This is a genomic window from Streptococcus suis, assembly GCF_017601095.1.
Taxonomy (GTDB): Bacteria; Bacillota; Bacilli; order Lactobacillales; family Streptococcaceae; genus Streptococcus; species Streptococcus suis_Z.
In genome coordinates this window covers 25,717-41,319 of sequence record NZ_JAGFUX010000008.1, presented here as the reverse complement: position 1 = coordinate 41,319, position 15,603 = coordinate 25,717, and the positions used below count along the sequence as shown (strand labels likewise).

The window sequence follows — 15,603 nt, the reverse complement described above, 5'->3', positions numbered from 1 at the left end:
AATGAGTATATTAAAAACTGTTCAAAGTACTTACTTTGAATGGTGGTAATGTACCCTACACTCAAGGTTTGGCGACGGAGAGTGTGGGGATTTTTTTAGGCTCTTTGTCAACTGTAGAAATTATAGAGCCTTTTTTTATTTGTTTTTTTGAGGGAGAATTCATAGAAAAAACCTCTGCTCGATGAACAGAGGTTTCAAATTGTCCTCAAGGGACGAAATCATTTATTTTGTCGTCTAGCGACCTTATGATTCAATTGTAACCTTTGTTCTTATTTTTGTCAACAGATATTATAAAATATTTTTGAGTGCATCGTCGATTATGTCAAGAGTTTCAGCAGACAAGGTTATATCTGTCAGCAAAGATTTCTTGTTAATTGGGTCCAATAGTCTTAATTTGCTGATTGTTGTTACTTGGTTCAAAAGAGCAATACTTCCCATTTTTAAATTTTTGATTTTGTTAATCAATTTTTCAAGATATTCTGATTGTGCAGTCATATCTCTGACGATTTTATCTACCTCTTGTTGCTCAGAAGTCACATTGGATAGTTCGTTCTCGAAGTATTCTTCAAATCTTGGGTTTAAATCCTCTGAAACTACCTGATCTTTTAATATTGACTTGAGTTCGGCGATTTTCTGATCTATTTTTTCTTGCTTTTCTTCAAAAATAATCTTTTTTTCAGCGATTAACTTGATATTATTCTGTGCTTTCTGAATAAGCAATCGATGGATTTCATTAGATAATGATAATTGGTAGTATTTAAGATTGTCTACATCTGTTGTTTCTTTTATTGAAGTAAGCGGAAGAATATGTAAGAGGGTGTTATTTCGTGAATCTTTCTTGTTTAACACAATGGCGTAGTGAATGCCGCCGTATTCGGTGCCAACATTGAAACCTAAATCTACGTAAACAATGCTACCGCGTTTAAAAGCGGGGATGCTTCTAGGATTGAATTTCTTTTCCTGTTTCAAATATTTTGTCCAAGACTCAACCCATTGACTGATTTTGTCTGCTCGAGCATCATCCGGATCACCATTCTTAGTCAAATGATGAAGATACTCCTCTAATTCTGTAATCGTTTGTGCGACATAAAGTGCAATTTCGTCATTTGTTCTGCCGCTAGCCATCTGTTTCTCCTTTCAATTAACTAAATCTAAATATTCTTCCATCACCATGGTCTCATTGACCGTGGTTTTTAAGTCGTATTTTTCCATGAAGCGGACATAATTAAATTCGCTAATATCGTCCATTAGGGCTAGTTCTTCTTTGACCAGGTAGTGGATCATATTTCTGTCTGCTTGTAGCTCATACTGTTCGCGTCTGCGGTCGTATTGGGACGGGTCGTGGTCTTCATGGCCCATTTCATGGTAGATAACTTTCTTATGCTGGATTTCATCCAAATAGGCGTCAACTGCAATCATGTTCGCACGCTTGTTGTATATGCCTTTCTTGTCCGTATCTCTACCGTCAAAATAGACCAAATCAATGCCACGCTCGGCGCAGACTGATTCTGGTGTCATCATAGGCAATTATTCCTTATTTCTACTCTTCATCCGTGTTTCTAGGATAGAGGCAATGAGGTCAATATCTTCATCGTTTAGAGGTTTCCCATCGTAGGACATGGACTCGGCTGCCATTTCCTTGAAGTCGATGGTAGGGGTTGGTTGGTTTGTGGGGGAGTTTCGAGGTTCGACAAGGTCTGACTTTGAAACTCCGAAATAATTCGCTAAAAGCTCGATTTTATCAATCCTTGGATAACTTTTCGCATTTATCCAATCAGAGACGGTCATATACTTCAAATCCAAATCAGCACACAACTGATTACGGTCAACGCCCTTCTTATCCATGAAATGTTTTATATTTTCAGCCATTATTTCTTTGTTTCCTAAAGCCATGGTTTTCTCCTCCTTATATAGTACATTTTACGCTTAATCCGTAAAAAAATCAAGAAAAAACAAAAAAAACACGAAAAAAACAAAAAAAGTTATTGACAACACGGAAAAACCGTGATAACATATAGTCAGAAATACGAAAGGAGGCGATGCCATTGAAACAATGGACCTTAAAAATGCTACGAACAAGAAAAGACCTCACTCAAAAAGAAGCTGGGAAACTTGTTGGTGTAACAGGAGATACTTGGGCTAATTGGGAAAATCACAAAACATTCCCTGATGTCCAAAAAATTGTTGAAATTGAAAAAGCGTTTGATGTCTCTTATGATGACATTAAATTTTTACCAGAAATCACGGTTTAAACGTGAATTTCTGAAACTACCAAAACCGAACTAGGAAGGAGAAGGGGAATTGAACGCAAAGGTAAAAGTAGAATATGAGTTTTTCATTCAAAAAGAGGATGAAGCTATTGATATAAAAAACAAAATCATCGCCAATACACTTGACGATGAGGACGTTATTATTCGATTTCGCCATACCAAACAGTATTGATGTGACTAAAACTTATGGTGGTGATGTAGTCGCTATTTCATGTTACGAAGTAGGGCTGCTGTGGACTGACGGATTGCGCTAGCAGTGTCATTTTCGTTGCTTGTATCTGGTACTTGGTACAAAAGGGAAGCATAGATGTCAGGGTCTAATTTGAAGGAATCTTTGTATTTCTTTTGGTGTTGGTCATGGTACTCAATGGTTAGGGTAACTATACCGTGGAAATCCTTCTGAATGACAGATGTAATAGATTGTCCAGGAGCTAGCATATTGCCGATTAGAGATTGAAATTTTAGTTTTCTATGATTTTCATCTAAGGTTCCATCTATCATTATTTTATCAATATAAGCTGGCGAATTTCCAAAGTTTTTGAAAACATAAACTCGATAATCAGATTTTATTGCATAGGCATCGACATAAACATTTACATATGGCTTTGCCATATCTTCGGTTGCTTTCTTCGTTTGCCATAGAGATATGATGTTGAAAATAAAGCCTAGTATGGCGATGATAACAGTTGCGTAAAGTGTCAAAAGTTGAATTTCTAATTCGGTTAGTTGTGGCACAATCTTACTCCAATCGTTTTTTGTTTTTATTATATCAAATTTTAGAAAAGTAGAAAGGAGGAGGGGATGAGACCAAAACGGTATCCGTATAGCGGACAAATGAAAAAGTCTATCGGAGCATCGATAGACTTGTCAATAGACTCAAACGCTATTCTTCAATCGGCTGTTCGTAATTGCCAATCGAAACACCAAGGATTTGATCTAAAAATAAGCAAACATAAGGCATTTTGAATGGACCAGCAATTGAAGAGGTCCGAAGTTCAACGTCTACCATAGAGATTGCTGTTGGATTTTTTTCATCGTACTTAGATAGACGACTATCATTAATAATTTGCCCAATCTGCGATACATATTGATAATCCGTATCTGAGGGATTGTAGAGTTTACCAACGTACTGTCCAGCTGCTGTTTGGATTATCAACTTGTAGTCTGTTTCTTTGGTTATGATGTCGTGTGCAACTAGAATATCAAGTTTTGCTAAGTTATTGATCATGTATTATTCTCCTTTCCTTACTATTTGACGCACAGGAGAAAATCACTAGATTTGGTAGTTAAAGTTGGATTCATTTTCCTGATTGTCATAGGTAGATGGTATCAAATATATATAGAAAGGTCTATATATAGAAAAAATATCAGTCTAAAGACGGATATAAAACTATATGTAGTGGTTGTTGAAGTGTGGGGAAAAATTGAAGAGTTGGCTAATCTCAAAGGATTAACTATTTATGCTTTAGCAAAGAAAGCAGGTGTGAATTATCAGATGCTGGCTGAGTTGAAGTCGGCAAGAAAGAAGGACATGATGTTTAGCAACGTCGTTAAGATCGCTGATGCTTTGGGTGTCAGCACAGAGGAATTTAGATAATAAAAAAGCGGCTGAAAAATCAGTCGCATACCAAAAATATCAATTAATTATACCAAAAGTGAATTCGGCAGGCAAGATGAATTTACAAAGGAGGGGAAAATGAAAGTTTTTGAAAAGGTAGTAAGAATTAGTGCCAAGGCTTATGAATTTGTTGTTGACTTTGCCAACAAGAACGATATTAAGATAAGCGAGGCAGTTAGTTATTTGATTGAATACTGTGCGACTAAAAATCTCCAGTTGAAGCAGGCTCATGTTGAGGTGGTGGAAGTGCAGAAGATGGTGGAGGATGTTCATGAATGATATGTTTCGTTTCCAGGGGCAGGTTGTTCGTACTGTAACGATTAACAATGAGCCTTGGTTTGTTGGTAAGGATGTGGCTGATATTTTAGGTTACTCAAAATCACGAAATGCGATTGCACTTCACGTTGACTCAGAGGACGCCCTAAAACAGGGCATCCCTACAAGCGGTGGAATTCAAGAAATGATTATCATCAACGAATCTGGTCTTTATTCGTTGATCTTATCTAGCAAGCTTCCACAGGCAAGGGAGTTTAAGCGCTGGGTGACCAGTGAGGTATTACCTCAGATTCGGCTTCAGGGCGAGTATGTGCCAGAGAGTTTATCTGATGAGGCTTTTATCGCTTTGTTTACTGGTCAGAAGAAATTGAAAGAGCAGCAGTTGGCTTTGGCTGAAGATGTGGACTATCTCAAGAATGAACAGCCAATTCATCCTAGTATTGCTCAGGCGCTTCTGAAGAAGCGTAAGGCTCGTGTTGTGGCTTGTTTGGGTGGGATGGAGAGTCCAGCCTATGCGGACAAGCTTTTTGCTCAGTCGGTCTTTCGTGAGGCTGAGATTGATTTTAAGGACCATTTTACTATTAGTCGGTATGACATGCTTCCAAAGAAATTTGAACAACAGGCTTTTGCTTATTGGTTGACCTGGGAACCATGTACCAATACTAAGATGAAGATTTTTGAATTAAATGCTATGGATGGTGTTTGATATGGAAGAACAAGGTTTTTTATCCAGATGGTTTGAATTGAACTTGTTGGACAAGATTGTAGCTGTGGTCGAGAATTACTTGACGAGACGGCTTGAAAAGGAATTTGAATATCATACTTGTGGTTTGGTTACTCGTCAGAAATTGATGAAGGACTTGGACCTAAGGGATGAAACGTTGAAAAGGTGGGAGGATGCTGGTTTGAGACGGTATCAACCTCCTTTTGAAAAAACATCCAAAATTTACTACAAGGAATCTGATGTGGAACGGTTTTTGACAATGTAGGAGGTTGTTATGTCAGAGGAGTTACTATTGTCGACTGAGCAGGTGCTGGTTGTGATTGCGGTTATGGTGCCCATTCTCATCTGGTTGATTCGAAAGCCAGTTGTGGTTGAACTGGATGTCGTCGAGAAGGCACCTGTTGAAACTGTGCCTGAACGGAATCTACGGTATTTGCAGATTCATCGGTATTACGGAGGGTAGAATGAAAGTTTGGGAATTGATGAAAAAGTTTTTGGGCATTGACGAAGGTGACTACGTCCCTCAACATCAGCCTGAGTTTGAACGTGAGCTTGCTACTGCACGGCATACTGCCAAAGAATACAAGAAGCTGGCTTTGCTGAAAAATCAGGAATGCGTTGGTCAGGCTAGATTGATTGATGAGCTCCGGAGACGGATTGATTACTTAGAAAGTGTCAACAAGTGCCAGGCTGAGCTGTTGGCAGATAGGGAGGTCTGAGATGGTTCGTCGGCATGTTTTTGCTCATAAGGTGCCTAATCGTGTCGCTGATCAGAAAGCGAATACTGGGATTGATTATGCTATTTGGGTGCAGAATTCTGATATTGGGAACGAGGAATTGGCTGTATTGCTGGGGATTGATGTCAAGTATGTCAAGCGGATGCGGAAGCTTGATTGGATGCCTGGCAAGGCTGTGAGGGACAGGATTGATAATTTGATCTTGACAAGGAGGGAATGATGGCTAGTGAAATCAAATGGATTAAGATTGTCACGGATATTTTCGATGATGAAAAAATTCTGTTGATTGAGTCTTTGCCAGAGGCTGACACGATTATTGTGGTTTGGTTTAAGCTGCTGACCTTGGCTGGTAAGCAGAATTATAGTGGTGTCCTTATGATGAATGATCGTGTGCATTATACAGATGAAATGCTGTCTACCCTTTTTCGTCGGCCTTTGAATACTGTGAGGGCTGCTCTTCAGACATTTGAGCAATTTGGGATGATTGAGATTATCAATAATGCTATTGCCATTCCTAACTGGGAAAAGCATCAAAGTGTTGATGGTATGGATAAGGCTAGGGAACAGGCTCGGAAGCGTGTTGCGAGGCACAGGGAAAAGCAGAAATTATTGGCAAGTGGTAACGTTACATGTAACGTTACAGTAACGCAGGGTAACGCTCTAGAAGAAGAAAGAGAAGAAGAAAGAGAAGAAGAAATAGATAAAGATATATCTAGTAGTTGTTTAGATAATAAATACGACCTACAATCTTTGTTTTCAGATTTTGAGTCTTCTTTTGGTCGTTTGCTGAGTCCGTTTGAAATTGAGGATATTCAGAAGACTGTTGTGGAAGATGGTGTTTCTGAGGATTTAGTTCGTGAAGCTCTCAAAGAAGCTGTATTCCGAGCTAAACCTTTCTGGAACTATGTCCGTGCTATTCTGAGGAATTGGAAGAAGGAGAACATCCATACGGTTGAGCAGGTTCGGGATAGGAATAAAGAAATAGATATATCGAAGGAAGTTACGGCATCGCCTGAATTTTTTGATGCGATGGATCTATGGAAGGAGTAGCGATGTTTATTTTAAAGCATGGTCTTAGGGAGAAGTTGCCTTATGTTAAGGAGATTCGGATTGGTGCTACTGGTTTTGATTTGAGTTACACGGACAAGCCAGAGCTTGGTTTCTATCTTGCAAGTAGGGCTGTTGCGATTGGTGTGGCTCGGGCATTGCAATCCTATGGGAATTTTTATGCGGTTGAGGTTTCTGAATGTTTGAAGTGAAATTTATTGCGAATGGTTATTTTCCAATTAAGCTTGGGAGTTTTGGCCAGATTCAGGATGCGGTCGCTGCTATTAAGGAACATGTCAGGGTCCATTCGGCTATCTCGGTTCCTAGGTATGCTAAGTCCTGGCATGACAATCATATTCGCATTGATTATGGTGCTAAGGATTGTTATTACTTGATTACTAAGAAACTAACGGAGGAAATACAAAATGACTAGAGAACAAACGATGACATTGCCAATCAAGGAGGGAAACTTGATGATGGCCAAAGCTGAGGCACTTGATGCCCTGATTGAAAATAATATTGTCTGCAAAGAACAAATCATTGCCATTGGTAATGACGATTGGTTTGGAGATTATTTATCAAATAGATGGGGGATTGAAAATGAGTAAAACACTTGATGAAAAGGTTGAACAATGGTTCATCGACCGCAACTTACATGAAGCAAATCCAGTTAAGCAGTTCGAGAAATTGATGGAGGAAGCTGGTGAGCTGTTTGAAGGAGTTGCCAAAGGCAAGTCTGATCTGATTAAAGATGCCTTGGGTGATATGCAGGTTGTCTTGACTGGTCTTGAGTTACAAGTCAAGAATGGTGCTGACATTCGAGCTACTCCAGAAGAGCTTGAACTGTTGTTGATGGTTGCTGGTTTGGGAAATCTTGCGAACAAACTGCACAAGCATGTTTTTCATAATGAAACACAGATTCCGCTTATTCAGCCTGATTTGATGATGTTGCACAGCAGCATTCACTCGGTGGCTATTCACAATTGCACAACGGCTGACACTTGTCTAAAGATAGCCTATGACGAAATCAAGGACCGAAAAGGCAAGATGATAGACGGGGTGTTTGTGAAGGAGGGGGATTTGTGATGGAAAACTGCAAATTTAGTACATATATGGAGGAAGTTGAGTGAAAGAGGCTATTAAATTTTTGATGATAATGCTGGTTTTGACTTTTGCTATAAGTATGTCTGCTATCTACAAGTTAAAAAAGCAAGTTGAGCAACTAGAGGCAAGAAAACCAGTCATCATCTACCAAGTAGACAACGCTGGCACGGAGATGTTCGGCAAGGTCACCGCTAAGGATGTGCTTGACGGACGATACTATGTCGAGGTCAAGCCGTATGGGAAGTTTATGGTGACCAGGAAACAGTTTCACGAAATCGAAATCGGGCAGGAGATGCCTGAGTATTTGAAAGGGCGGGGGAGCTGATGACAGATAAAATGTGCATTAAGTGCCACAAGGATAACCAGTGGTTTCGCTCAGAATTTTGTTTTTCTTGTATGAAAGATGAAAATGAGAAACAACTCACTGACCGCATCCTTTCTGGAGTAGTAGTTGAAACTGAATATGAAGACGATATTGTTTGCCCTTGGTGTGGCGCTCGGTATGATTCGTTTGATGTGGATGAAAACCATTCATTCATGGATGAGGGAGAGCACGAAACGCATTGTTATGAATGTGACCATGATTTCACATACCAAGCTGATGTATCTATTACGTTTTCGACAAGGAGAGAGTAATGCCGAAAGTTATTTATAAAAAAGAAATTGGAGTGAATATGTTGGGTGAGCTGGAGTATTCTGTTACCCCAACATGTCCAGTGTGTGGTGAATGGACTTATAGCGAAGACACCTGTCCATTTTGTCGTATGAATGGAATGCTGACCGAATTAGAGTATAACGGTGCTAAAGCTCCAGAGTTTTTTGACGAAAAAGGAAATAAGGCTAAATGCCATTGCGGAACTTGCGGAGGAAACAGATGAATATACAGGAAGCGATTGAAGAATTGAAGAAGTACAAAGTGGGATTTGGAGAGGCTGCCGCGGTAAGATTTGACCGAATTGTATCGGTTATCACCCAAATCCACGAACCGCAGAAGGTTGTGGTGCCGAAGTTTGTGGCGGAGTGGATTGAGGAGTGTAAACGCTCTGGCTGGCACTTGCAAAAAGTTCTTTCTAACCTGGATGATGATGAGAAGGTCGGTGATTGGGCATATGATGGGAATGATGACTTGATTCCTGAGAAGGTTGAAATGATAGCCCGTGCCTGGCTGGACGGCTTTGAGATTGAGCAGGAGAAACTGTACACGGTGGAATTGTTTAACAGGCAACCGCTTGTTGAAGCGAATAATGTTTTGTATTTTAGTTCGAACTTGGCCGCTTCAAATGCCCATGTGAGTAAAGACAAGCTTGAAAAAGCTGGCTTTGGTTGGGTATTTGATTGCAGTGGTGTGAAGGTTGTGGAGGCGGACTAAATGCCAGAATTTTATACTACAGAAGACTTTACAAAACCTATTGAGTGCTTAACAATGGCGCTAGAGTCCATACAATGTCTTTACGATGAGAAACGCATAGAAGACATAGAAAACGCTGAACAACTTATCGATTCGCACAAATACGCTATTGAATTGTTGAAGAAAGCAGAGGCGGAACTATGAAAAAATATCATATTATTTTTCCCAACCCGAACGGAGAAGGGAATAGGATTTATGGACTAGTAAGAACGGAGACTATGGGTCTTAGAATGGCTCGAATGGGCAGGAAAGCGTTTTTCTTCTCACACTTAACAAAACTCACCGAATCCGAAATCAAACAGGATTTTGATTGGGCTTGGGATGCTGGGTTTGCGAAAGAGGTGGAGTGATGAAACAATTATTAAGGTCTTTTGGATTTATCCTGATAATTTATTTGTTTCTTCCTAACATCATCCACGAGATGACGCTTGCTCAAAAGATAATGTTTGGATTAGGCGCTAGTTGGCTATTTTATGAAGGAGGAAGAAAATGATTAAGAAATATCATCGGGTTAAATGCAAACTTAATGACTGGCTAAATTGCTATTACGATTATGACCAAGATAAATTTTCGCCCGTCGAAGCTATTAGCGATTTTATTTATTCAATAATTGACGATTTTAAAATAAAAGCAGAAGATGTCACGGTTGAAACAGTTGAACGGTCTGAGGTGGAGTGATGGCTAAAGACATTGAGCTACTTAAAGAATTAAAAAAGCAATTCGTTGAGGCGATGACGATAGAAAGCCAAAGACCGCTATTGGATGTAAATGCCATAAATAAGTGTGGCGGGTATATCAGAGCTTTATCAAATGCCATAGAAACGATGAAGGAGGCAGAAAATGATACCGAAAATTGAGACCTGCGAAGAATGCGGGTGTAAGTACAAAGAGGGCACATTGGACTATGGCAGTATCTTTCAGACAGGTTACTGTGGTGATTGTTTGGTCAAGCGTGTAGAGAGGTGAAGAATGGTAGTACCAAAATTTAGGGCGTGGGATAAAATGCACAATGAATGGTCTCATGGTTTCTTTATATATTCCGAAGGCGGATTATATACACCGAATTACGGATTTAATCGAAAACATTTAAAAAACCGGACAGATGTTTATCCAATTGTCAAGCAAGAACGTTTTATCCTCATGCAATCCACAGGGGTGGTCGATAAAAACGGTAAGGAGATTTTTGAGGGCGATGTGGTTAGAATGAACTCAGGCGAGCTTTTACCAGTAAAGCTACACCACGGCATGTTCGAACCTGTTTGTTATTACATCAGCAATGTCTATGAAGGGGTTGGGAATGTTTTTGAAAATCCTGAGTTGTTAGAACATCCAGATTTTAGGGAGGAAACCAATGACTAAAAAACTAGGCGTGCTACTGGTCGATGTGCCAGAGCCAGCGTACTGGAAATATACTTTTTTAGAATACGGTCAAGGGACTTACGGTGTATTTTACACTAACGATTTTGATTTTTTAGAGTATATGGCTCATAAATGCACCAAAGAAGAAGCAAAAAAATACCCACAATTTAAGTGGGTAGCGTTGGAGGAACTTAAATGACATTTGTTGAGCACAATAACAGAAAGCGTGCAAATAAATTTGCCGAGTATATTACCAGTCCTGTTTTACGGCAATATTTAGCTGATAAAGTAAAGAAGTATTGCGGCGATAGCGTGTCAGTGTTTGATGGTGCGGCAGGTTCTGGGCAGCTGGAACAATTTATCAATCCATCAGAATTTCATGCTGTGGAAATCCAACAAGAGGCCTGTGATGCTCTGAAAGAAAACTATGAACACGCCATCGTCCACCACATGAGTTTCTTTCAATACCAACAAGATATTCTTGTGGATGCCATTGCGATGAATCCGCCTTATTCTATCAAATTTAAGGATTTACCAGAAGATGATAGACAGGCAATCCGCAATAAATTCCCTTGGAAGAAGTCTGGTGTGGTAGATGATATCTTCTTGCTGAAATCACTCGAGTACACTAAGCGTTATGGTTTTTACATCATGTTTCCCGGTATTGCCTATCGTGGAACAGAGAAGATTATGCGTCAGACTATTGGAAATCAATTGGCAGAGTTGAACGCTGTTCGAAACGGTTTTGAGGATACTGGTATTGAAGTTCTTTTCTTGGTCATTGACAAGGAAAAGACGAACCCAGAGGTATACAGAGAAATCTATGACGCTAAATTGAAAAAGGTAGTATATACGGATGGTTGTCAACTATCAGATGACTACCACTGGGAAACACCTCGTGAGCCTCAGGTCAAGGAAGAGATAGACATTGATGCGGTCAATAAGGAATTGGATGATTTAGCGGTTAATCATTTGGAAAAGCATTTGATGAGCAATCTGCTGATTATCCAGCATTTTCAAGCAGACATTGACTATCTCGCTTTTATCCGTAGGTGTAGGGACTTGCTAGACCAATACGAAACTTATTATCGATTTGGAGCGCCTGCATGATGCCGAAAGAAGTAAAGAAATATAAATTGCTTGAGGTTTGTGAACTTGTAGCAGGAAGTCGAGCGACGAAATCAGAAACAGGCATCTTTCCGATTTATGGCGCTGGTGTAAACCCAACAGGAATGAGCGATCGTTCAAATTGTCCAGCTGGCAGTATTCGGCTGACCAGAAAAGGAACTATTGGAAATGTTTACTTGCATGCTGAGTCATTTTGGGCAGAGGCTGATTGTTTTATCGTTGAACCTAAAAAAGTGATTGACAAGGTGTATCTATTTCACTGGCTACTGATGAAGCAGAAGGAGTTAGCTGCGTGTGCTGAAGGGACAATTATGCCCGGACTAGGTTTGCATAGGCTGAGTCAATTGGAGATAGAGGTGCCTGATATGGAATACCAAAAGCAAGCTGTGGCTTTGCTAGAGGAGATTTTGGATAGGTCAGAATGGTTTATCCAATCCATTCCAGCAGAAATCGACTTGTTACAAAGCAAATCACAAGGTTATTTTGAGGAGTACATGAATAAATTGAATAATACCCACAATTTCGGTGGGTAGCGTTGGATGATTTGTCTTAATTTAAAATACAAAAGGAGTAGAATATGATTTACAAAATTAATGTTGATGGGAACGAAATTGAATACGGAGCGTTGGTTGAAAAATCAAGCTTTACAGAGAAAGAGTGGTCAGCAATCTATGCAGAGGTTGTAAAACAAAATCAACCAGGAGTTTATGAGCAGAAAAAAGATGATGCTGATTATATCAATGTATTCGGAGCGCTGATTTCACTCGAAGAACGCTATGAAGCCTTGCTGGACTTACTGCCGCAGGAGGAATTTTCATACGCTGGGACACATCCAAAATGGGTAGCTGATGCAGTTGAAGAAAATACTCTCGATAAAGAAACAACAAAGGATGATGTTGCCTCTTTGCTAGAACAATGTGAAACGCTTGAAGATTTGAAAGAGGGGTTGGTTGACTATTTCGAGCTGGAGGACATGAATGACTAAATTCGGAATACAAACGGTCCGACTGCCTGGCCCATCTAAATATATCTATGTCTTGTGCCTGGATGATGAGGACAACTACCGCATCCGAGAGATTGAGCGGTCTAGGTTGCAAGACCTTGTCAAACTAGGGCAGGTAGTATTCAGACGGTACGAGGAGCGGTTGGAAGGTTATGATTGGTACGATGTGGAGGGGATATGATTAAGAAGAAGTGGTTAGACAAACACGCACCGAAACTCGAGTCAGAACCGTATGCAGAAGGTACGGTCAAAGACTTACGGTTGAAACTTGGTATGACACAGAAAGAACTCGCAGAGCTGTTGGGAGTGCCAAAGACGAATGTAGGCAATTGGGAGTTCACTGGCTATAATCCGCCTGAGGTCCTGCAAAAATTGCAGAAGATATACGATGACACAAAAGCCCTTGCCAAAGACGACGGTATAGATATCATCGAAAAAGTCAGCTATATCAGACATCGGCTAGGCATTTCGTACGATAAGTTGGCTCAATTGATAGGGTCTAGACATGGTACTACGGTTAAAGGTTGGATGGAAGGCAGAAAACCACAGATGAAATACATGGCTGAAATTAATCGCATGTACTATGAACTGAAAGGTCAACATAAGACGACACCGCAGAAGCGTAGACCCACTTTCTGTCAGATAAACCAACTGGACAAAGCTTCGTGGAAAGTGAAAATTGAAAATCCGGTTATTGTTTGGCGATGAGTTAGAAAAAATTACCAAGGAGTAGTTGAAGGGCTTGTTGGCGCAAAGACATCAAAGGCTACTTACTTGTGACAAGCCGCTCTGTGACAGATGTTCCAACAGATTTCACGGTATGGATTTATGTAAAAATCACTTTAAAAAAATTACAGGAGGTATTAAATGAGTTTTAATGGAATTAGATTGTTACCAGATTATGGATGTAAGATTGAAATTGATGTAGTTCAGTTGCTCAAAGAAAATGAGTTCCTGAAAGATGAACTTTACAACCGTGCATACAAAGACATAGAGCGTCAAGAAATTGAAATCGAGACCCTGAAGGACAAATGCGTGGACCTCATGCTTGAAAATGCTGACTATGTCTGGGACGAAATAGCTAGAGAAACAGCCAAGGAAAGAGCTAATACGAGAAGATGGAGGGTGAAATGATTTTACTTGAAATTATTAAATTTTTAGCAGCAATGATTGTGATTGCATTCCTGTCGATAGTGCTAATTGCTATCATCATGGGAGCTTGGGAGACCTACAAGAAACAATCAGATAAGAGGTGATGCAATGCCATTATTTCCAGAGGTAGATGTCAGTAAGACGAAAGAGAATGCAAAGAAAATACTACGTGGTTATCCTCGATGGAGAAGAATAGCTAATGATTTTGATGGACAGAAAGTAACCCAGGAATACACATTTATGCCACGAAACATGTCTAGTGCTCCATCGAAGCCGGTAGAGAAGTTGGCGATACGAAAAGCAGATGCATTGCTAGAGCTTGAAGCTATCGAACAAGCCGTAAGTAATCTGTTGGATCCTTACAGTAGGGTGGTATTATTCGAAAAGTATCTAGCCAGAATTCCTAACAAAGACTATACAATTTACTCTGACTTAGGCATATCAGAAAGCTCATACTATGATTTGCTTGACAAAGCCCTGCTAGAATTTGCTGAGATTTACCGAAATGGGGAACAAGTAGAAATTGTGGAGTAAGTTTGGAGTAAAAGGCAAGTAAAACCAAAGTAAATATACATTTTTCAATGCTAAAATAGTACTATGAGACAACAGGAACTAGACAGGCATTGACCTGTCTATTTATGTTATGAGGTAAAAAAACATGAGGAAAGTCGAACCGATTCGTGATGTAGATGATATAGAGCGGATGAAAGACTTCCTTTTCGCTCAAAGTCACAGAAACTACATTCTAATAATGTGTGGTCTATATTCTGGTTTAAGAATAAGTGACATCGTCAAGTTACAAGTAAGAGATGTTCTGAGAGACCACATTGAAATTGTCGAACAGAAAACAGGCAAAAGCAAAACGTTTGCAATTAATAATGAGCTTAGAAAAGCTCTTGATAAATACATAAAAGATAATGTTTTGAAATCGTATGATTATCTATTCCCTAGCAGAAAGAGAGTTAATTCAGATGGATTAAGAATCACGCATATTGGCCGAGTTGCTGCTTATCAAATATTCAAAACGGCAGCTAATCACATAGGTCTGTACAATATTGGTACTCACACAATGCGTAAGACCTTTGGCTATCACTTTTACAAAAAAACACAAAACATTGTACTCTTAATGGAAATCTTTAATCATGCAACTCCAGACATAACTCTTAGATATATTGGATATAAGCAGGACGAATTAGACAAAGCCATGCTCGATTTTAGCTATTAAAAAGCTATGTATTTCACATATTGAGAAATTGTAAATTGATTTCCGAGAAAAATGGTTGAAACCGTTGGTATGATTGGGATTGATTCAAGTTGTCCCAATTTAACAGAATATAAGATATGTTAAATTCAGAGAGGGAACAGGAATGGAAAAGAGACCAGATAGACATGGGCCACATAGAGTAGCATTCGAGAAGAACAAGAAGATAATTCTCAAGACAAGAAGCACATGTGGTATCTGTGGGAATCCAGTTGATAAGTCATTGCGATACCCACATCCACTCAGTCCAGTCATTGACCACATCATTCCAATCATCAAGAACGGACATCCATCTGATATTAACAACCTACAGCTTGCGCATTGGCAATGCAATCGACAGAAGTCGGATAAGCTATTTGCAGATAATCACGAAAATGGCACAAAAACAATAGGAAATAGGAACCTTCCACAAAGTTTGGATTGGTCAAAATATCGTAGCTAGCGAGCTGAAGTAGGGGGCATAGACCCTCCCCCTCGGCTCGCCAGCCCTTCACGCCGTCACTGTGCATTTTTTTT

The 15,603-nt window shown here is 39.7% G+C and carries 40 protein-coding genes; 35 read left to right on the top strand and 5 right to left on the bottom strand.

All coding sequences use genetic code 11. The annotated features are described in order from the left end of the window. Nucleotides 1-288: 288 nt before the first annotated feature. From J5566_RS07835 to J5566_RS10805, 3 genes are read right to left on the bottom strand one after another with little or no spacing between them, the layout of a single operon-like run. The gene (locus J5566_RS07835) at nt 289-1,125 is read right to left on the bottom strand and encodes a type II toxin-antitoxin system PemK/MazF family toxin (RefSeq protein ID WP_208562818.1); all 837 of its coding nucleotides are present in this window, start codon (nt 1,123-1,125) and stop codon (nt 289-291) included. Between the two features lie 12 nt (nt 1,126-1,137). Further along, on the bottom strand, nt 1,138-1,521 hold the full coding sequence (locus J5566_RS07830; protein ID WP_208562817.1) for an ImmA/IrrE family metallo-endopeptidase: 384 nt from the start codon (nt 1,519-1,521) through the stop codon (nt 1,138-1,140). 6 nt (nt 1,522-1,527) lie between these two features. Then, nucleotides 1,528-1,893 carry a helix-turn-helix domain-containing protein gene (locus tag J5566_RS10805; protein WP_208562816.1) on the bottom strand — a complete coding sequence of 122 codons (366 nt, stop codon included), beginning with the start codon at nt 1,891-1,893 and terminating at the stop codon, nt 1,528-1,530. 146 nt (nt 1,894-2,039) lie between these two features. Between J5566_RS10805 and J5566_RS07820 the strand changes: the two genes are divergently transcribed. Further along, nucleotides 2,040-2,252: a helix-turn-helix transcriptional regulator gene (locus tag J5566_RS07820; protein ID WP_244228989.1), complete on the top strand. Its 213-nt coding sequence runs from the start codon at nt 2,040-2,042 to the stop codon at nt 2,250-2,252. Between the two features lie 49 nt (nt 2,253-2,301). Beyond that, complete coding sequence (locus J5566_RS07815) at nt 2,302-2,442, top strand: hypothetical protein (protein WP_172091127.1); 141 nt, start codon at nt 2,302-2,304, stop codon at nt 2,440-2,442. A gap of 32 nt (nt 2,443-2,474) precedes the next feature. Here J5566_RS07815 and J5566_RS07810 read toward each other — a convergent pair whose 3' ends face one another. Continuing rightward, on the bottom strand, nt 2,475-3,005 hold the full coding sequence (locus tag J5566_RS07810; RefSeq protein WP_208562815.1) for a hypothetical protein: 531 nt from the start codon (nt 3,003-3,005) through the stop codon (nt 2,475-2,477). Nucleotides 3,006-3,153: 148 nt separating this feature from the next. Beyond that, nucleotides 3,154-3,498: a hypothetical protein gene (locus J5566_RS07805; protein ID WP_208562814.1), complete on the bottom strand. Its 345-nt coding sequence runs from the start codon at nt 3,496-3,498 to the stop codon at nt 3,154-3,156. 51 nt (nt 3,499-3,549) lie between these two features. On the opposite strand from J5566_RS07805, the gene J5566_RS10555 reads away from it, so the two are divergent. From J5566_RS10555 to J5566_RS07645, 33 genes are all read left to right on the top strand, one after another. Beyond that, entirely contained in the window at nt 3,550-3,867 is a 318-nt protein-coding gene (locus J5566_RS10555) for a helix-turn-helix domain-containing protein (RefSeq protein ID WP_244228988.1), read from the top strand. Nucleotides 3,868-3,966: 99 nt separating this feature from the next. Then, on the top strand, nt 3,967-4,167 hold the full coding sequence (locus J5566_RS07795) for a hypothetical protein (RefSeq protein WP_208562813.1): 201 nt from the start codon (nt 3,967-3,969) through the stop codon (nt 4,165-4,167). Further along, a complete protein-coding gene (locus J5566_RS07790; RefSeq protein WP_208562812.1) occupies nt 4,160-4,870 on the top strand; it encodes an ORF6C domain-containing protein in 711 nt (236 codons plus the stop codon). The genes J5566_RS07795 and J5566_RS07790 overlap by 8 nt, the downstream gene beginning before the upstream one ends. 1 nt (nt 4,871) lies before the next feature. Beyond that, nucleotides 4,872-5,153 (top strand): XRE family transcriptional regulator, encoded by a 282-nt coding sequence (locus J5566_RS07785; RefSeq protein WP_208562811.1) that lies wholly within the window; start codon nt 4,872-4,874, stop codon nt 5,151-5,153. A 9-nt stretch (nt 5,154-5,162) separates the two neighbouring features. Continuing rightward, nucleotides 5,163-5,351 (top strand): hypothetical protein, encoded by a 189-nt coding sequence (locus tag J5566_RS07780; RefSeq protein WP_208562810.1) that lies wholly within the window; start codon nt 5,163-5,165, stop codon nt 5,349-5,351. A 1-nt stretch (nt 5,352) separates the two neighbouring features. Continuing rightward, nucleotides 5,353-5,607, top strand: a complete 255-nt coding sequence (locus J5566_RS07775; protein ID WP_208562809.1) for a hypothetical protein — start codon at nt 5,353-5,355, stop codon at nt 5,605-5,607. A gap of 1 nt (nt 5,608) precedes the next feature. Continuing rightward, entirely contained in the window at nt 5,609-5,845 is a 237-nt protein-coding gene (locus J5566_RS07770) for a hypothetical protein (protein WP_208562808.1), read from the top strand. Further along, entirely contained in the window at nt 5,845-6,675 is an 831-nt protein-coding gene (locus J5566_RS07765) for a phage replisome organizer N-terminal domain-containing protein (protein WP_432215592.1), read from the top strand. Before J5566_RS07770 ends, J5566_RS07765 begins: the two co-directional genes overlap by 1 nt. Before the next feature lie 2 nt (nt 6,676-6,677). Beyond that, nucleotides 6,678-6,884, top strand: coding sequence for a hypothetical protein (locus tag J5566_RS07760; protein WP_208562806.1), 207 nt, complete (start codon nt 6,678-6,680; stop codon nt 6,882-6,884). After that, nucleotides 6,872-7,105 carry a hypothetical protein gene (locus tag J5566_RS07755; RefSeq protein ID WP_208562805.1) on the top strand — a complete coding sequence of 78 codons (234 nt, stop codon included), beginning with the start codon at nt 6,872-6,874 and terminating at the stop codon, nt 7,103-7,105. The genes J5566_RS07760 and J5566_RS07755 overlap by 13 nt, the downstream gene beginning before the upstream one ends. A gap of 10 nt (nt 7,106-7,115) precedes the next feature. Then, nucleotides 7,116-7,280, top strand: coding sequence for a hypothetical protein (locus tag J5566_RS07750; protein WP_208562804.1), 165 nt, complete (start codon nt 7,116-7,118; stop codon nt 7,278-7,280). Next, nucleotides 7,273-7,758: a MazG-like family protein gene (locus J5566_RS07745; protein WP_244228987.1), complete on the top strand. Its 486-nt coding sequence runs from the start codon at nt 7,273-7,275 to the stop codon at nt 7,756-7,758. Before J5566_RS07750 ends, J5566_RS07745 begins: the two co-directional genes overlap by 8 nt. Before the next feature lie 64 nt (nt 7,759-7,822). Then, entirely contained in the window at nt 7,823-8,101 is a 279-nt protein-coding gene (locus J5566_RS07740) for a DUF1372 family protein (RefSeq protein ID WP_279630968.1), read from the top strand. After that, on the top strand, nt 8,101-8,412 hold the full coding sequence (locus tag J5566_RS07735; RefSeq protein ID WP_208562801.1) for a hypothetical protein: 312 nt from the start codon (nt 8,101-8,103) through the stop codon (nt 8,410-8,412). The genes J5566_RS07740 and J5566_RS07735 overlap by 1 nt, the downstream gene beginning before the upstream one ends. Continuing rightward, the gene (locus tag J5566_RS07730; protein WP_208562800.1) at nt 8,412-8,654 is read left to right on the top strand and encodes a hypothetical protein; all 243 of its coding nucleotides are present in this window, start codon (nt 8,412-8,414) and stop codon (nt 8,652-8,654) included. Before J5566_RS07735 ends, J5566_RS07730 begins: the two co-directional genes overlap by 1 nt. Continuing rightward, entirely contained in the window at nt 8,651-9,145 is a 495-nt protein-coding gene (locus J5566_RS07725; protein WP_208562799.1) for a DUF1642 domain-containing protein, read from the top strand. Before J5566_RS07730 ends, J5566_RS07725 begins: the two co-directional genes overlap by 4 nt. Beyond that, the gene (locus tag J5566_RS07720) at nt 9,146-9,328 is read left to right on the top strand and encodes a hypothetical protein (RefSeq protein WP_208562798.1); all 183 of its coding nucleotides are present in this window, start codon (nt 9,146-9,148) and stop codon (nt 9,326-9,328) included. After that, a complete protein-coding gene (locus tag J5566_RS07715) occupies nt 9,325-9,534 on the top strand; it encodes a DUF1642 domain-containing protein (protein ID WP_208562797.1) in 210 nt (69 codons plus the stop codon). Before J5566_RS07720 ends, J5566_RS07715 begins: the two co-directional genes overlap by 4 nt. Then, nucleotides 9,534-9,677 (top strand): hypothetical protein, encoded by a 144-nt coding sequence (locus tag J5566_RS07710; RefSeq protein WP_208562796.1) that lies wholly within the window; start codon nt 9,534-9,536, stop codon nt 9,675-9,677. The genes J5566_RS07715 and J5566_RS07710 overlap by 1 nt, the downstream gene beginning before the upstream one ends. Next, nucleotides 9,674-9,862, top strand: a complete 189-nt coding sequence (locus J5566_RS07705; protein ID WP_208562795.1) for a hypothetical protein — start codon at nt 9,674-9,676, stop codon at nt 9,860-9,862. Before J5566_RS07710 ends, J5566_RS07705 begins: the two co-directional genes overlap by 4 nt. Then, the gene (locus tag J5566_RS07700; RefSeq protein WP_208562794.1) at nt 9,862-10,041 is read left to right on the top strand and encodes a hypothetical protein; all 180 of its coding nucleotides are present in this window, start codon (nt 9,862-9,864) and stop codon (nt 10,039-10,041) included. Before J5566_RS07705 ends, J5566_RS07700 begins: the two co-directional genes overlap by 1 nt. Before the next feature lie 112 nt (nt 10,042-10,153). Then, the gene (locus J5566_RS07695) at nt 10,154-10,543 is read left to right on the top strand and encodes a YopX family protein (protein ID WP_208562793.1); all 390 of its coding nucleotides are present in this window, start codon (nt 10,154-10,156) and stop codon (nt 10,541-10,543) included. After that, a complete protein-coding gene (locus J5566_RS07690; RefSeq protein WP_208562792.1) occupies nt 10,536-10,742 on the top strand; it encodes a hypothetical protein in 207 nt (68 codons plus the stop codon). The genes J5566_RS07695 and J5566_RS07690 overlap by 8 nt, the downstream gene beginning before the upstream one ends. Next, on the top strand, nt 10,739-11,653 hold the full coding sequence (locus J5566_RS07685) for an N-6 DNA methylase (RefSeq protein ID WP_208562791.1): 915 nt from the start codon (nt 10,739-10,741) through the stop codon (nt 11,651-11,653). Before J5566_RS07690 ends, J5566_RS07685 begins: the two co-directional genes overlap by 4 nt. Next, nucleotides 11,650-12,204 carry a restriction endonuclease subunit S gene (locus tag J5566_RS07680; protein WP_208562790.1) on the top strand — a complete coding sequence of 185 codons (555 nt, stop codon included), beginning with the start codon at nt 11,650-11,652 and terminating at the stop codon, nt 12,202-12,204. The genes J5566_RS07685 and J5566_RS07680 overlap by 4 nt, the downstream gene beginning before the upstream one ends. A gap of 44 nt (nt 12,205-12,248) precedes the next feature. Further along, complete coding sequence (locus tag J5566_RS07675; protein ID WP_208562789.1) at nt 12,249-12,656, top strand: hypothetical protein; 408 nt, start codon at nt 12,249-12,251, stop codon at nt 12,654-12,656. Beyond that, entirely contained in the window at nt 12,649-12,855 is a 207-nt protein-coding gene (locus J5566_RS07670) for a hypothetical protein (RefSeq protein WP_208562788.1), read from the top strand. The genes J5566_RS07675 and J5566_RS07670 overlap by 8 nt, the downstream gene beginning before the upstream one ends. After that, complete coding sequence (locus tag J5566_RS07665; protein ID WP_208562787.1) at nt 12,831-13,382, top strand: helix-turn-helix transcriptional regulator; 552 nt, start codon at nt 12,831-12,833, stop codon at nt 13,380-13,382. The genes J5566_RS07670 and J5566_RS07665 overlap by 25 nt, the downstream gene beginning before the upstream one ends. Before the next feature lie 159 nt (nt 13,383-13,541). Next, nucleotides 13,542-13,808 (top strand): hypothetical protein, encoded by a 267-nt coding sequence (locus tag J5566_RS07660; RefSeq protein ID WP_208562786.1) that lies wholly within the window; start codon nt 13,542-13,544, stop codon nt 13,806-13,808. Further along, nucleotides 13,805-13,930, top strand: a complete 126-nt coding sequence (locus J5566_RS10705; protein ID WP_279630966.1) for a hypothetical protein — start codon at nt 13,805-13,807, stop codon at nt 13,928-13,930. The genes J5566_RS07660 and J5566_RS10705 overlap by 4 nt, the downstream gene beginning before the upstream one ends. A gap of 4 nt (nt 13,931-13,934) precedes the next feature. Beyond that, nucleotides 13,935-14,360, top strand: coding sequence for an ArpU family phage packaging/lysis transcriptional regulator (locus tag J5566_RS07655; RefSeq protein WP_208562785.1), 426 nt, complete (start codon nt 13,935-13,937; stop codon nt 14,358-14,360). Nucleotides 14,361-14,484: 124 nt separating this feature from the next. After that, nucleotides 14,485-15,051 (top strand): site-specific integrase, encoded by a 567-nt coding sequence (locus J5566_RS07650; protein ID WP_208562784.1) that lies wholly within the window; start codon nt 14,485-14,487, stop codon nt 15,049-15,051. Between the two features lie 142 nt (nt 15,052-15,193). Next, the gene (locus J5566_RS07645) at nt 15,194-15,529 is read left to right on the top strand and encodes an HNH endonuclease (protein ID WP_208562783.1); all 336 of its coding nucleotides are present in this window, start codon (nt 15,194-15,196) and stop codon (nt 15,527-15,529) included. Nucleotides 15,530-15,603: the final 74 nt, after the last annotated feature.

Bases quoted from the DNA above. Each gene is read 5' to 3' on its own strand.
- J5566_RS07780 (WP_208562810.1), top strand. From the start codon at position 5,163: ATGTCAGAGGAGTTACTATTGTCGACTGAGCAGGTGCTGGTTGTGATT.
- J5566_RS07650 (WP_208562784.1), top strand. From the start codon at position 14,485: ATGAGGAAAGTCGAACCGATTCGTGATGTAGATGATATAGAGCGGATG.
- J5566_RS07765 (WP_432215592.1), top strand. From the start codon at position 5,845: ATGGCTAGTGAAATCAAATGGATTAAGATTGTCACGGATATTTTCGAT.
- J5566_RS07705 (WP_208562795.1), top strand. From the start codon at position 9,674: ATGATTAAGAAATATCATCGGGTTAAATGCAAACTTAATGACTGGCTA.
- J5566_RS07770 (WP_208562808.1), top strand. From the start codon at position 5,609: ATGGTTCGTCGGCATGTTTTTGCTCATAAGGTGCCTAATCGTGTCGCT.
- J5566_RS10705 (WP_279630966.1), top strand. From the start codon at position 13,805: ATGATTTTACTTGAAATTATTAAATTTTTAGCAGCAATGATTGTGATT.
- J5566_RS07670 (WP_208562788.1), top strand. From the start codon at position 12,649: ATGACTAAATTCGGAATACAAACGGTCCGACTGCCTGGCCCATCTAAA.
- J5566_RS07760 (WP_208562806.1), top strand. From the start codon at position 6,678: ATGTTTATTTTAAAGCATGGTCTTAGGGAGAAGTTGCCTTATGTTAAG.
- J5566_RS07725 (WP_208562799.1), top strand. From the start codon at position 8,651: ATGAATATACAGGAAGCGATTGAAGAATTGAAGAAGTACAAAGTGGGA.
- J5566_RS07790 (WP_208562812.1), top strand. From the start codon at position 4,160: ATGAATGATATGTTTCGTTTCCAGGGGCAGGTTGTTCGTACTGTAACG.
- J5566_RS07690 (WP_208562792.1), top strand. From the start codon at position 10,536: ATGACTAAAAAACTAGGCGTGCTACTGGTCGATGTGCCAGAGCCAGCG.
- J5566_RS07715 (WP_208562797.1), top strand. From the start codon at position 9,325: ATGAAAAAATATCATATTATTTTTCCCAACCCGAACGGAGAAGGGAAT.
- J5566_RS07710 (WP_208562796.1), top strand. From the start codon at position 9,534: ATGAAACAATTATTAAGGTCTTTTGGATTTATCCTGATAATTTATTTG.
- J5566_RS07685 (WP_208562791.1), top strand. From the start codon at position 10,739: ATGACATTTGTTGAGCACAATAACAGAAAGCGTGCAAATAAATTTGCC.
- J5566_RS07655 (WP_208562785.1), top strand. From the start codon at position 13,935: ATGCCATTATTTCCAGAGGTAGATGTCAGTAAGACGAAAGAGAATGCA.
- J5566_RS07700 (WP_208562794.1), top strand. From the start codon at position 9,862: ATGGCTAAAGACATTGAGCTACTTAAAGAATTAAAAAAGCAATTCGTT.
- J5566_RS07745 (WP_244228987.1), top strand. From the start codon at position 7,273: ATGAGTAAAACACTTGATGAAAAGGTTGAACAATGGTTCATCGACCGC.
- J5566_RS07750 (WP_208562804.1), top strand. From the start codon at position 7,116: ATGACATTGCCAATCAAGGAGGGAAACTTGATGATGGCCAAAGCTGAG.
- J5566_RS07695 (WP_208562793.1), top strand. From the start codon at position 10,154: ATGGTAGTACCAAAATTTAGGGCGTGGGATAAAATGCACAATGAATGG.
- J5566_RS07680 (WP_208562790.1), top strand. From the start codon at position 11,650: ATGATGCCGAAAGAAGTAAAGAAATATAAATTGCTTGAGGTTTGTGAA.
- J5566_RS07775 (WP_208562809.1), top strand. From the start codon at position 5,353: ATGAAAGTTTGGGAATTGATGAAAAAGTTTTTGGGCATTGACGAAGGT.
- J5566_RS07785 (WP_208562811.1), top strand. From the start codon at position 4,872: ATGGAAGAACAAGGTTTTTTATCCAGATGGTTTGAATTGAACTTGTTG.
- J5566_RS07735 (WP_208562801.1), top strand. From the start codon at position 8,101: ATGACAGATAAAATGTGCATTAAGTGCCACAAGGATAACCAGTGGTTT.
- J5566_RS07645 (WP_208562783.1), top strand. From the start codon at position 15,194: ATGGAAAAGAGACCAGATAGACATGGGCCACATAGAGTAGCATTCGAG.
- J5566_RS07660 (WP_208562786.1), top strand. From the start codon at position 13,542: ATGAGTTTTAATGGAATTAGATTGTTACCAGATTATGGATGTAAGATT.
- J5566_RS07820 (WP_244228989.1), top strand. From the start codon at position 2,040: ATGCCATTGAAACAATGGACCTTAAAAATGCTACGAACAAGAAAAGAC.
- J5566_RS07730 (WP_208562800.1), top strand. From the start codon at position 8,412: ATGCCGAAAGTTATTTATAAAAAAGAAATTGGAGTGAATATGTTGGGT.
- J5566_RS07805 (WP_208562814.1), bottom strand. From the start codon at position 3,498: ATGATCAATAACTTAGCAAAACTTGATATTCTAGTTGCACACGACATC.
- J5566_RS07675 (WP_208562789.1), top strand. From the start codon at position 12,249: ATGATTTACAAAATTAATGTTGATGGGAACGAAATTGAATACGGAGCG.
- J5566_RS07740 (WP_279630968.1), top strand. From the start codon at position 7,823: ATGATAATGCTGGTTTTGACTTTTGCTATAAGTATGTCTGCTATCTAC.
- J5566_RS07795 (WP_208562813.1), top strand. From the start codon at position 3,967: ATGAAAGTTTTTGAAAAGGTAGTAAGAATTAGTGCCAAGGCTTATGAA.
- J5566_RS07830 (WP_208562817.1), bottom strand. From the start codon at position 1,521: ATGATGACACCAGAATCAGTCTGCGCCGAGCGTGGCATTGATTTGGTC.
- J5566_RS07720 (WP_208562798.1), top strand. From the start codon at position 9,146: ATGCCAGAATTTTATACTACAGAAGACTTTACAAAACCTATTGAGTGC.
- J5566_RS07835 (WP_208562818.1), bottom strand. From the start codon at position 1,125: ATGGCTAGCGGCAGAACAAATGACGAAATTGCACTTTATGTCGCACAA.
- J5566_RS10805 (WP_208562816.1), bottom strand. From the start codon at position 1,893: ATGGCTTTAGGAAACAAAGAAATAATGGCTGAAAATATAAAACATTTC.
- J5566_RS07755 (WP_208562805.1), top strand. From the start codon at position 6,872: ATGTTTGAAGTGAAATTTATTGCGAATGGTTATTTTCCAATTAAGCTT.